This is a genomic window from Mycobacterium sp. Soil_C_30 (genome assembly GCF_057656995.1).
In genome coordinates this window covers 112,274-124,266 of record NZ_JBDGJH010000007.1, presented here as the reverse complement: position 1 = coordinate 124,266, position 11,993 = coordinate 112,274, and the positions used below count along the sequence as shown (strand labels likewise).

Sequence of the window (11,993 nt, the reverse complement as noted above, 5' to 3'; positions counted from 1 at the left end):
TCGGACACACCGTGACCTCCCTGTCGGTACTCGACCAGGTGCCCATCCCCCGCGGCAGCAGCGCCGGTGACGCGATCAACAGCAGTGTCGCCCTGGCCCGCGAGGTGGAAGGGCTGGGGTATGGCGCCTATTGGTTCGCCGAACACCACCTCGACCAGGGCCGCGCGTCCTCGGCGCCGGCGATCCTGATCGCGCTGGCCATCGGCGCCACCTCGCGGATCAAACTCGGCTCGGCAGCCACGGTGCTGCCGTTCCACACCAGCCTCGAGGTGGCGGAGGAGTTCGGGTCGCTGGCGGCAGTGGCACCGGGTCGTGTGGTGCTGGGCCTGGGGCGGTCCAAACAGGGTTACGGGCGCACGGCACCGTACCGGGAGATCAGCGAGGTACTGGCGGCGGTCACCGCGGTGCCCGGCACCCAGGAACGTGACGTCGAGGTGCCTGCGGGTGGTTCGGATTTCCTGTTCGAGTTGCTCGGTTACCTGTCCAGTGCACCCTTGACCGTTCCCGACGACGAGTCGCGGATCCGGGAGATCCTCAACCATCTGGAGCGCCCGGTGGCGGTGGTCGGTGGTGAGGAGTACCGGGTGTCCCCGGCTTATCAGGAGGACCTGGGACTGGCGGTCTTCGGTGGCGAATCCGGCTACAGCGCAACCATCGCGGCGAAGTTCGGCCTGCCGTTGTACGTCAATGCGCACAGCGTCAAGAACGACATCGTGGCAACGGTGCGGCGCTACCGCGAGAACTTCCAACCGTCGAAGCGTCTGCACTCCCCGTACGTCGGGGTGTCGGCGCACGCCATCGCCGCAGAGACCACCGCACAGGGCCGCCGCCTGGAAGAGACGTTCCTGCGCACGCTGGCCAGTCTGCGTCTGCGGGGCGCCTACCTGCCGTCGGAACCGCCCACCGACGCCGGTTTCGTGGTGCCGGACAACCCGAAGTTCGCCGATTCGCGTGCGCTGAGCTATGCCGGCGATCCCGGCTACGTCGTCGATCGGCTTCGTGCCCTGACCGACAGTGTGTCCGCCGACGAACTGCTGATCAGCACCATCGTCTACTCACCAGAAGATCGCACCACCTCCTACCGGCTGATCGCCGAGAACTGGGACTAGCCACCATGCGCAGACATCTCACTCTGCTTGCCGCCACGGCACTATTGGGGCTCGGCACGCTGGCCAACGCCGGTTCGGCGGCCGCACACGTGAGTGTGGACCAGAGCCAACCGCCCGCCAAAGGCGGATACGGCATCGTCCGGCTGACGGTGCCCACCGAATCCGCCGATGCCTCGACCGTCGGGCTGACCGTGACGATTCCTGACGGCGTCGATCTGCTGGCCGCCCGGACACTGCCCATTCCCGGGTGGACCGCGGCCGTCGAAACCGAACCCGCCGGTGACAGCGAGCGGGTGGCCCGCATCGTCTGGCGGGCCGTCGATCCGGCGAATGGGGTCAAGCCCAAGGAATTCGGCCAGTTCACCTTTTCCGCGGGACCCTGGCCCGAGGACGTCGACACCGTGGCGTTGTTGTCGGATCAGGCCTACAGCGACGGATCAACGGTGTCCTGGAACGAGATCGCGCTCGACACCGCCACCGAACCGGAGTATCCCGCGCCGGTGGTCACGCTCGGCGCTCCCGAACAGGGACACGGCCACAACGCTCCGGCCGCCGCGGCCACACCTCTGGCCGACCACGATACGGCCGAGTCCCACGCCGCCGCAGCCCCGGCGCAGGGTGAATCCTGGTGGTGGCGGGCCACATCGGCGGTGAGTCTGGTCATCGCACTCGGCACTGCCGCGGCACTGGCCCTGGTGCTGCGCCGTACCCGTGGTGCCGGCTCGTAACGCGCTGCGCTGCGCGATCTCGGGGTGGCTGGTGATGGTGGTGGCGTTGGCAGGGCTGGTCGGCACCGCGGCGCCGGCGAACGCACACGCCACGGTGGTCTCCAGTGTCCCCGCCGACGGGGCGCCGTTGGACGCCTCGCCCGCGTCACTCACCTTCGATCTCAGCGAAGCGGTGTCCCTGGTCGAGGGATCCACACAACTCATCGACGCCGACGGCGCGCGCTATCCGCTGGCACCGCCGCGCCTCGAGGACGCGCACCGGCGCATCGTCCTCGAGCTGCAGGAGGCGTTGCCTGACGGCGCGTACCTGGCGACGGCCCGGGTGGTGTCAGCCGACACGCACGTGGTGTCGCTGTCGATCCGTTTCACGGTGGGCGAGGTGGCTGCCCAGGGCGACTGGGGCGCACTGGACGGTGGTGGCGCGGTGGTGGACCGCACGACGCTGCTGCCGATCAAAGCGGTGAGCTATCTCGGGCTCATCCTGTCGGCCGGGCTGTTTCTGGCCGTTCGCTGGGCGTTTCCCGGCGTGGCTGCCTCCCGACGGTTCCGGGTGGTGTACCGAATCGGGTTGGCGCTTTTCGTTGTTGGGCTCCTGGGCCGCTTCGCCGTTCTGGTGGCCGAGCAGGCCGGCGGGCTGGGCAACGCATCGTGGACATCGGTGAGCACCATTGCCGGCACCCCGTTCGGGATCACCCTGCTGGTCGCCACCGGTTTCAGTGTGGTCTGTGCGGTTTCAGCGGCGCGGACCGCCGCTGCGACAGCACCACTGGCAAGTGTGCATGCGCTGGCAGCGGTGACGGCCGTGAGCCTGGGCGGGCACGGCGCCGCCACCGAGTTCTGGCCGCTGCCACTGGTCGCCACAGTGTTGCATGTCTACGCCATCGCGGTGTGGCTCGGCGGGCTCGCGGTCCTCCTGGTGGTGACGAGAAACGTTCCGCAACTCGGTCGTTGGCACCGGGTGGCCGTGCTGCACGTCGGGCTGGTGGTGCTGGCCGGGACCATCCTGGGCGTGCTGCAGGTACGGCCGGTCAATGCACTGGCCACCACGTCGTACGGGCTGACCCTGGTGGTGAAGGTGGTGCTGGTCGCCGCCACCGCGGCGGCCGGCTACGCGGCCTACCGGGCGCTGCGCCGGAGCTCCGGCGCCGGCCGCCGGGTGGTGTGGGCCGAAGCGGTGGCGGCGCTGGCGGTCATCGTGGTGACGTCCTCGCTGTCGTCGCTGACACCGGCGAAGGACAGCTACACCACCACCGTCGCGACCCGACTGGATTTCGGCGGTTCCGAGGTCCTGGACGTCGACATCAACACGGTCCGGCGCGGCGCTCAGGTGGTGACCATCTCCGGCGCGGACCCGAATACCGAGGTGGGTGTCGAACTGTCCTCGGCCGCCGCGAATGTGGCGCGGCTGCCGGTGCGCATGACCCCGGCGCCGTCGGACGGGGCCGCCCCGAGCTGGCGCAGTGAGGGCCTGATCGTGCCGGCGGCAGGCCAATGGAAGGTGACGGTGCGTTTCGCCGATGGCGGTCCGCCGAGACTGGCGTCGTTCTACTACGAGGTGCTCTGAGATGAAACTGACACACATCATCGCGACCCTGTTGCTGGTGGTGGCGGCGACCGCGTGCTCGAACGAGGTCCCGGTCACCTACTCCGAGGGTGCGGGTTCGGCCGGGGTGTTACGGATCCAGGTCGGCGGTGAGGGCTATCGCGACGTCCTCGAGTTCGTGGCCGAGCAGAAGCTGGCGCCCGGTGTGACGCTCGAGTTGACCGATGCCGCAGCGGATGCCAATCGGCAGGTGGTCGACCAGAAGGCCGATCTGGCCTTCTTCCAAACCCAGCCCGCGTTCCTGGGCAACCAGGAGGCCAACGGGCTCGACACGCTGAGCGTGGTGTCCAAGGTCGATGTCGCGCCGTATGCGCTGTACTCGTCGAGGTGGAAAGACGTTGCGCCCACAGAGGACTGGGTGAACGCCGGGCTGGTCGAGGACAAGGTCACCGGGCACAGCCTGCCGCACGGCGCCATCGTCGCCGTTCCGCAGACTGCAGCGGGTTTCGCCCGTGCCCTCTACCTGTTGCAGACGGTCGACCTGACGAAACTGGACCGGCCGTTCGGTGGGGTGACGGTCGCCGATCTCTCGATCGGGCAGGCCAACGTGCTGGAATCACAACGCCATCTGGATATCCGGGGCCTCGACTTCGACGAATACGCCGAGGACATCTACCAGAACTACGACGCGGTGGTGCTCGACCCGACCACCGCGACCGCCATCGGCCTGGTGCCGGCGCGCGACGCCCTGGCCATCGAACCCGGCCCGGGCAACCCCTACGCGCGGGTGCTGGTGGCACCGTCCCGGCTGGCGGGCGATCCGCGGGTCTCCGAGCTTGCGCACGCGCTGGAGAGCAAGGAGGTGGCCGACTATCTGGCGACGACCTACCAGGGCAAGTTCATCTCCGCCCACGTGCCCTTTCAACCCTGATCAGTGAGGAAGTAACACCATGACCATCACCGAAGCCGAAACAACGTCGTCGACACCAGTTTTCGACAAACCGGTATCGTACGGATCCCCTGAGCTGGCGCAGCTGCTCGCCTACATCGACGCCGGCGTGGTGGACCGCGACCGCGAGAACCGGCACCCGTTCGACGAGTTCGAGGTGCTACGCCAGTCTCGGCTCGGCGCGCTGCGCCTACCGGTGGATGGCGGTGGTGGTGGTGCCACGTTGACCGAGCTCTTCGCGACGGTGATCGCGCTCGGTGAGGTCGACCCCAACGTCGCACACAGCATCCGAAACCATCTGAACTTCACCGAGACACTGTTGCGTCGCAGCGACACCACCGACAGCCGCTGGCTCGACCAGGTGCGCGCAGGCAAGCTGTTCGGGCTGGCTTCCACGGAATTGAGTCGCAAACAGGCGGGCCGGCGCGACCAGCAGTTCGAGACCACCGTCACTACCGGACCGGACGGTTTACGGCTGTCCGGCGAGAAGTTCTACAGCACCGGCAACCTGTACGCCAACTACCTTGTGGTGGGCGCCACCGGGCCCGACGGGAAACCTGTCCGGGTGGTGGTGCCCGCCGACCGTGACGGGGTGACCCTCGAGCGGGACTGGGACGGGATCGGTCAGCGCTTCACCGGCAGCGGCACCACCCGCTTCGAAAATGTCGCCGTCGACGAGTCCGAGTTCTTGAGCACGGGTGCGTATTACGGCGAGTTGCCGTACTCGGCGACGTTCCCACAGCTGTTCCTGACGGCGGTGATCGCGGGCATCCTGCGCCGGGTCACCCGTGACGCCGCCGCACTGGTGCGCGCGAAACAGCGCACGTTCTACCACGCCGCCTCCGATCAGCCGGTTGATGACCCGATTCTGCAGCAGACGGTCGGTCAGCTGTCCAGCCAGGCCTTCACCGCCGAGGCCCTGGTGCTCACGGCCGCCGAGTCACTCTCGAAGGCGTACGCCGCGCACGGCAGCGCCGACGAAGCCGAGCTGTCCCTGCAAGCCGCCCTGCGCGCCGCGAAAGCCAAAGTGGTGGTGGACGAGATCGCGCTGCGCGCCGCCGGTGACCTGTTCGACGTGGGCGGCGGCACCGCGGCGCGACAGAGCTCCCACCTGGACCGGCACTGGCGCAACATCCGTACCCTGTCGGCGCACAACCCGAAGACCTACAAAGCCAGGGCGATCGGCGCCCACGAGATCACCGGGGCGGCATTGCCCAACGGCGCGTTCTTCTGACCCGGTGAACGAATCGAAGGAGAGACAGTGGATCTGCAACTGACCGGCAAGCGCGCGATCATCACCGGCGGCAGCAAGGGCATCGGCCTGGCGATCGCACACGCGTTGGCCGCAGAGGGCGTGGACGTGGTGCTTGCCGCCCGGGGGCAGGAGGCCCTGGAGAAGGCGGCCGCCGAAGTGGCCGAACGCAGCGGCCGCCGCGCCGTCGCGGTGGTCACCGACACCGGTGACGACGAATCGGTGAAGGCGTTGGTGGCCAGGGCCGTCGAGGAGCTCGGCGGTATCGACATCCTGGTCAACAACGCCTCCAACCAGAGCATCGGGGCGGGTTTCCCCGACCTGGCCGGTACCACCGACGAGGCGTTCTGGGGCGACGTGAACGTCAAGGTGGTCGGCTATCTGCGCACCGCCCGGGCCGTCGCCCCGCATCTGGTTGCCCAGGGCTGGGGACGGATCATCAACGTCAGCGGCTTGGGCTACCGGCAGACACATTCGATCGTGCGCAGTATCCGTAACGTGAGTGTGGCAGCGCTGACCAAGAACCTGGCCGACGAACTCGGCCCGCACGGCGTCAATGTCACCGTGGTGCACCCGGGGCAGACCCGCACCGAGACCAAGAGCTGGGAGGGCCAGCCCGCCAACAACGCCATCGGCCGGGTGGTCGATGCCACCGAGGTCGCCGACGTGGTGGCTTTCCTGGCCTCACCCCGCAGCGTCAGCATCACCGGCGATGCGGTGGCGGCCGGCGGCGGGCTGCTCGGCACGGTGAACTACTGAGCCCGCGGCGGACACGAAACTCACCCGAAATGCGAGGATTTCGGGTGAGTTTCGTGTCTGTCACCTGCTGGTCAATCCCCGCTGCCATTTGGTGACCCGCCACTCGACTCCGGTCATGATGGCGTTGACCAGGATTCCGATCAGACCGAGGGCCAGGATGCCCGCGTACATCTGCGGGGTCTGATACCTCAGCGCGGCATTGTTGATGTAGATCCCGATACCCTGTGCGCCGCCGACCAATTCCGCGGCCACCAGTGCGGTGAACGCGTTGGCTGCGGCCAACCGGATGCCGGGGAAGATCGACGGAATGGCTGCGGGGAGTACCACGTGAACGAACGTGTACCACCGTCCGGCCCCCAGCGCCCGGGCCGAGTTCAGCAGTAGCCGTTCCACTCCCCCGACCGCACCCACCGCGTTGACGAAGATCGGCCAGAAGCACGCCCACACCACGATGGCGACCTTCGACTGCTCACCGATGCCCAGGAACACGACGAACACGGGCAGCAACGCCAGCAGAGACAGGTTGCGGAAGAACAACAACACCGGCTCGGCCAGCGTCTGGAAGATCCGGAAGGATCCGACGAAGATGCCCAGCGCGATACCGGTGACGAGCGCGATCGAGAACCCGATCAAGGCCCGTTGCACGCTGGGCCAGATCTCCGAACGCAGGGTGCCGTCGATCAGCCCCTCGACGAACGCCGAGAAGGTCGCTTGCGGCGTCGCGAGGTAGAGATCGCTGACATAGCCGCTGGCCACCGCCAGCCACCAGATGAACAGGAACCCGGCCAGGCCGATGGCGCCGAAGATCACCCTGCCGTACTTGGCGAGCAGCGGGTTGGGCCCCTTGGGGGGCGTCAGATCCTCGTCGACCTCGTCCTCAACTGAGATTGCCAAGGCGCACCTCACTTTCGAGAACGTCGGCCACCCGGGACCTGATGTGTGCGAACTCCTCCGAGTTCCTGGCATGGCTGTCCCTGGGCCGCGGCAGCTCCACCTCGATGAGTTCTTTCACCCGGCCGGGCGCCCGGGTCATCACCGCGATCCGGTCGGACAGGAAGATCGCCTCGTCGATGGAGTGCGTGACGAACAGGATCGTTTTCTTGGTCTCACCGGCTTCCCAGATGCGCAGCAGCTCACCCTGCAGGAACTCGCGAGTCTGAGCATCGAGTGCGGCAAAGGGTTCATCGAACACCAGCACCTCCGGCTCGTACGCCAGGACGCGGGCGATCGCGACGCGTTGCCGCATACCACCCGAGAGTTGGTGCGGGTAGCGGTTGGCCGCGGCCTCCAGCCCCACCGTCTGCAGCACCTGGGCGGCCCGCTGCTTGCGCTCGGGTTTGGGGACACCACGGATCTTGAGCCCGGCCTCGACGTTCTTCTGTGCGGTGAGCCAGGGGAACAGTGCGTACCCCTGGAAGACGACGCCGATCTTCTTGTTGACGCCCTCGACACGTTTACCGTCCACCAGCACGGCCCCACCGTTGTAGGTGTCCAGTCCCGCAAGGATGTTCAAGAACGTGGATTTCCCGCAGCCGCTGGGACCCAGCAGGGAGACGAATTCACCGGTGTTGATCTGGAGGCTGAATCCGTCGAGCACCGCGGTGGCGTCCTTGGCCGACTTCGAGCCCGGCTTCGGATACAGCTTGGTGACCCGCCTGGCCTGGATGGTCGGGCGGCCGGTGTGCGCCTGCGTCTCCTGCTCGACGCGCCCGCTCAGACCGGCGGTCACTTCTGCTCCCCGATACCGTCGATGTGCACGAGATCGGTCTGGAACACTCCGTCGTTCTGCTCCTCGCTGAGGATCGCGGTGTTCTGCTTCTGCGACTCCAACAGGTCGGCGGAAGTGGCAAACGGGTTGAACGCGTTGGTGGCGATGTCCTCGGGCTTGAGGTTCTCCGAGCCGGGCAGCGGGGTGCCGACCTCTGCGACCAGGTCCCACCACAACTGCAGGCTCTCCTTGTCCAACAGCGCATTCGGGGCGTAATGCCAGTTGGTGGTCTGTTCGACGGGGTATCCGGTTGTCTTGCCGGCGATCTCCGCGGACTCCTTCGGGTGGGCGTTGGCCCAGTTCGCCGTCTTGGCGATGATGCCGACGAGTTCACGCGCCGCCTCCGGATGTTCCTGCAGCCAGGCGTTGCTGGCGACGTACGGCGCCTGGCCGCCCAGCGGACCCCAGTCCTCGTAGGAGGTGAAGGCCTGGGTGAACTTGTCCGGTTGGCTGAGCAGCACGCCCACCAGCGGCGGATGGAAGACGCCGAGGTCCACTTCACCGCGCTCGATGGCCGGCGCGATGAGCTCTGGCTTGAGTTCCAGGAACTTCACCGTGGACAGGTCCACACCGTTTTTCTTCAGATACCGTTTGATCACCAGATCCGTGCAGCTGTTGTTGCCGTTGAGGCCTATTGTCTTGCCCTCGATGGCTTTCAGATTGTCGTTGGTGATGTCCGAACCCGCTTTGGTGAAGTAGGCCATGTGCGGTTTATCCGGCAGATCGAGCATGCTCGAAGCGATGGCGGTGAACTTGAAGCCCTTCACCTTGCCGTCGATGTCGTTGTTGAACATGCCGGTGGCGATGTCGATGGCGCCCTGATCGAGCAGCTGCACCGCCGGTACCGCAGTGGCAGGGCCCACGTATTCCGGGCGTACCCCGGCGTCGTCGAAATACCCCAACTCATCGGCGATCCGGACCAGTGACAGCTCCGTCGTCGACTTGGCGAATCGGAAGGTCACCACCCCGTCGTCGCCACCACTGCCACCACTGCACCCGGCCAGCAGGACCGGTGCCGCCAGTAAGGGCACCGCCAACAGGCTCGAAAGCCTTCGATGTGTTTTCCAACCCATGATTTTCCCCATTTCACAAAGCGTTGGTAACCGTGCCCATTCGGAATCGATTCCGGTGGAACTGACGGTCAGCTGATCGAGAACTTAAACCCATTGCCCATCGTTACCCACGGATATACTCACCATGAGCGAAGCCGAGCGAGACTCCTTGATTCGCAGATGAATTGCCCCATTTCCGGTACCCGAACTGTTTAGCGCCAACTACATGTTCTCGGCAATTGTGGCGCCAATCATGAATACAAACGTTGGGCCTTTCAGGAGGAAATCTGATGACCATGAACGCCACTGCTGAGTCCGGTCTCGCGGCGGGCCGGCCGGATCCGAGGACACATCCGGCCTACCTCGAATTCGCCCGCGTGGTCGCCGACGTCATCGCACCGCAGGCAGTGGAGATCGATCGGACCGCCGTGCCGCGCTCACATATCCAAGCCCTCGGCGCTGTCGGGTATTTCGGCTGGTTCGTGCCCGTTCAGTACGGCGGGAAAAAGATTCCCGAGCAGGTGAAGAGCGCGGCCAACGAACTGCTGTTCGGCGCCTGCCCGTCCACGGCCACCATCGTCACCCAGCACGACGCCCCCGTTCTTCCCGCCCTCAAGGCCGGCACGCCCGCGACCCTGGCGTTGCTGCCACACCTGGCAGCGGGTGAACTCCTGGGCGGCGCCGGCATGGGACATCTGCGGTCATGGCCACAGCGACAAGGCACCGTGGCCACCAGGGTGGCCGGTGGCTACCGGATCGACGGCGTGATCGGGTGGCATTCGGGCTGGGGCCTGACCGATGTGATCTGGCTCGGCGCCGTCGACGAACGATCCGAGACCTACGTGTTCGGCATCGGCGACACCCATCACCCGAGCATCACCGGCGAAGTGCTGCCGTTGGCCGCGGTGTACGGATCTCGTACCGCCGCACTGACTCTGGACGGGTACCTCCTGCGCGACGAGTTCGTCACGGCCGTGATCCCGGTTCACGAGTGGAAGGCCAAGGACGGTTCGGTGCGCCCTGAACTCCAGCGTGCGCGCGAACTCAACACCGACCTCGATCCGGCTGAACTGCCGGCCCTGCCTCCGGTCGGTGCCTACGGTCTGGCCCGGGCGGCACTCGACGATGCCCTTCGCCTACATCCAGCTGATCCGTCCCTGCTGGCCATCGCCGACGAACTCGAGACCGCCGTGGCCACTCCCCTCACCGACCCGGATTGGCGCGCAGTGCTCAACGAGATCGCGGTGCGCGCCACCACAGCAGCCGTAGTGGCCCGCGGAGGCGCCGGACTGCTTCGCGATGACATGGCCCAGATTCGAGCCCGCGCGGCGCAGTTCCTCCAGGTGCGTGGGCTTGCGCCGATCGTGCGATCGACTCAACTCGCGACCTACGCCCGCTGAGGGCCGTGTCAGACCGCGTGAAGCGAGGAACGGCGCCGCGCCAGGTGATACGGCTCGAGGCCGAGATTCTGGCGCAGCGTCTGCCCTTCGTACTCCCGCCGGACCAGCCCCTTGTCCTGCAGTAGCGGGATCACTTCGCCGGTGAACCGGTCGAACGAATTACCGCCGTGCAGGGTGAAACCGTCAGACGCACGGACGGTGAACCACTCCGCGAAAACCTCCGCCACCTGCTCGGCGGTGCCCACCACATCCAGGTGCCCACTACCCCGGATCCGTTGCAGGAACTGCCGGACGGTGATGCCCTCGGTCTCGGTGACGAGGTCGCGTAACAACAGTCCCCGGCTCACCCGGCGATGATTGGTGGCCATCAACTCCCGGCTCGGTATCCGCTCGGCCGGAATCACGTCATCGAGTTCCAGATCGTCCAGGATAAGGGAGGGCGCCTCGCGTTTCACGAAGGTGCGGCGGGCTTGGTAGTAGTCCGGTTCGTTGAACACCTCGCGATACTCGTCCCACGCCTGCGCTTCGGTGTCGGCGATATAGGTGCGCACCCCGGGGAGTACACGCAGTGAATCAGGATGTCTGCCTTGGTCGGCCACCAGCGCCTTGACGCTGTCGTAGTACGCGCGGGCGTGCGTCAGATCCGGGGTGGCGACGAACACCGCCTCACCGAACCGGGCCGCGAACCGGATACCTTCTTCCGACGCCCCGGCCTGGAACACCACGGGCAGATCATCGACCAGGCGGGACACGTCGAGTGCCTGCTCCACCGCGTAGTACCTGCCCACGTGCTCGATGTCGTGGATGCGATCAGCGTTCACGCTGGGGGCCGCACCATCGGTGAAGGTCAGGGCATCGGGTTGCCAACTGTTCCAGAGTTTGACCACAACCTCGATGAATTCGGTTGCCCGCGTGTAACGCTCGGTCGGGGCGAACAGGATGTTCGGCCCGAAGTTCACCTCACCGTTGAACGAGGTGACGGCGTTCCACCCGGCACGTCCCCCGCTGACGTTGTGCAACGTGGCGATCTGGCGAGCCACGTTGTAGGGCTCGAAGAAGGACGTGGACGCGGTCACCACCAGCCCAATCCGCTCGGTGACCGACGACAGCGCCGCGGTCACCGCCAACGGCTCACCCAGGAGGCTGGGGTCGTTGATGATGTTGTTCTTGTCGAAGCCCAGGAAATCGGCCTTGAAAAAGGCGTCCAACCTGGCACGTTCGGCCTGCTGGGCGAAATCGGCGATCCGCGCGAACGCCGAACCCGGTGTGGACCCGTACGCCGCCTGCTTGTCGGCCCAACCGCTGGGCCGGTCGAACAGCACAAGGTTCAAATACTCACGCCGTGGCGCCATGGGACTCCTCGATCGAAGAAGTGTTCCGGCGATTCTGGCCCGCGGGTGTCGGCCGAACAACCGGGTCGCGCTACGGGAATC

Annotated in this window: 11 protein-coding genes; 7 read left to right on the top strand and 4 right to left on the bottom strand. The window is 66.4% G+C overall.

Annotation, left to right across the window (positions count from 1 at the left end; genetic code table 11):
* The first annotated feature begins 11 nt into the window (after positions 1-11).
* The 6 genes from AC3A6P_RS15360 to AC3A6P_RS15335 are packed head-to-tail and all read left to right on the top strand — an operon-like array spanning position 12 to position 6,340.
* Complete coding sequence (locus AC3A6P_RS15360) at positions 12-1,109, top strand: LLM class flavin-dependent oxidoreductase (protein WP_487692486.1); 1,098 nt, start codon at positions 12-14, stop codon at positions 1,107-1,109.
* Between the two features lie 5 nt (positions 1,110-1,114).
* The gene (locus AC3A6P_RS15355) at positions 1,115-1,837 is read left to right on the top strand and encodes a YcnI family copper-binding membrane protein (RefSeq protein WP_487692485.1); all 723 of its coding nucleotides are present in this window, start codon (positions 1,115-1,117) and stop codon (positions 1,835-1,837) included.
* On the top strand, positions 1,824-3,401 hold the full coding sequence (locus AC3A6P_RS15350) for a copper resistance CopC/CopD family protein (RefSeq protein ID WP_487692484.1): 1,578 nt from the start codon (positions 1,824-1,826) through the stop codon (positions 3,399-3,401). Before AC3A6P_RS15355 ends, AC3A6P_RS15350 begins: the two co-directional genes overlap by 14 nt.
* A 1-nt stretch (position 3,402) precedes the next feature.
* Positions 3,403-4,311: a MetQ/NlpA family ABC transporter substrate-binding protein gene (locus AC3A6P_RS15345; RefSeq protein WP_487692483.1), complete on the top strand. Its 909-nt coding sequence runs from the start codon at positions 3,403-3,405 to the stop codon at positions 4,309-4,311.
* A 19-nt stretch (positions 4,312-4,330) separates the two neighbouring features.
* Complete coding sequence (locus AC3A6P_RS15340; RefSeq protein ID WP_487692482.1) at positions 4,331-5,563, top strand: acyl-CoA dehydrogenase family protein; 1,233 nt, start codon at positions 4,331-4,333, stop codon at positions 5,561-5,563.
* A 27-nt stretch (positions 5,564-5,590) separates the two neighbouring features.
* Complete coding sequence (locus tag AC3A6P_RS15335; protein WP_487692481.1) at positions 5,591-6,340, top strand: SDR family NAD(P)-dependent oxidoreductase; 750 nt, start codon at positions 5,591-5,593, stop codon at positions 6,338-6,340.
* A gap of 60 nt (positions 6,341-6,400) precedes the next feature.
* On the opposite strand, the gene AC3A6P_RS15330 is transcribed toward AC3A6P_RS15335, so the two are convergent.
* From AC3A6P_RS15330 to AC3A6P_RS15320, 3 genes are read right to left on the bottom strand one after another with little or no spacing between them, the layout of a single operon-like run.
* Positions 6,401-7,234 carry an ABC transporter permease gene (locus AC3A6P_RS15330; RefSeq protein WP_487692480.1) on the bottom strand — a complete coding sequence of 278 codons (834 nt, stop codon included), beginning with the start codon at positions 7,232-7,234 and terminating at the stop codon, positions 6,401-6,403.
* The gene (locus tag AC3A6P_RS15325) at positions 7,218-8,069 is read right to left on the bottom strand and encodes an ABC transporter ATP-binding protein (RefSeq protein ID WP_487692479.1); all 852 of its coding nucleotides are present in this window, start codon (positions 8,067-8,069) and stop codon (positions 7,218-7,220) included. Before AC3A6P_RS15325 ends, AC3A6P_RS15330 begins: the two co-directional genes overlap by 17 nt.
* On the bottom strand, positions 8,066-9,139 hold the full coding sequence (locus AC3A6P_RS15320) for an ABC transporter substrate-binding protein (protein WP_487692478.1): 1,074 nt from the start codon (positions 9,137-9,139) through the stop codon (positions 8,066-8,068). The genes AC3A6P_RS15325 and AC3A6P_RS15320 overlap by 4 nt, the downstream gene beginning before the upstream one ends.
* Before the next feature lie 317 nt (positions 9,140-9,456).
* Between AC3A6P_RS15320 and AC3A6P_RS15315 the strand changes: the two genes are divergently transcribed.
* Positions 9,457-10,560 (top strand): acyl-CoA dehydrogenase family protein, encoded by a 1,104-nt coding sequence (locus AC3A6P_RS15315; RefSeq protein ID WP_487692477.1) that lies wholly within the window; start codon positions 9,457-9,459, stop codon positions 10,558-10,560.
* A gap of 8 nt (positions 10,561-10,568) precedes the next feature.
* Here the strand turns inward: AC3A6P_RS15315 and AC3A6P_RS15310 are convergent, their stop codons facing one another.
* Complete coding sequence (locus tag AC3A6P_RS15310) at positions 10,569-11,912, bottom strand: NtaA/DmoA family FMN-dependent monooxygenase (protein WP_487692476.1); 1,344 nt, start codon at positions 11,910-11,912, stop codon at positions 10,569-10,571.
* Positions 11,913-11,993: the final 81 nt, after the last annotated feature.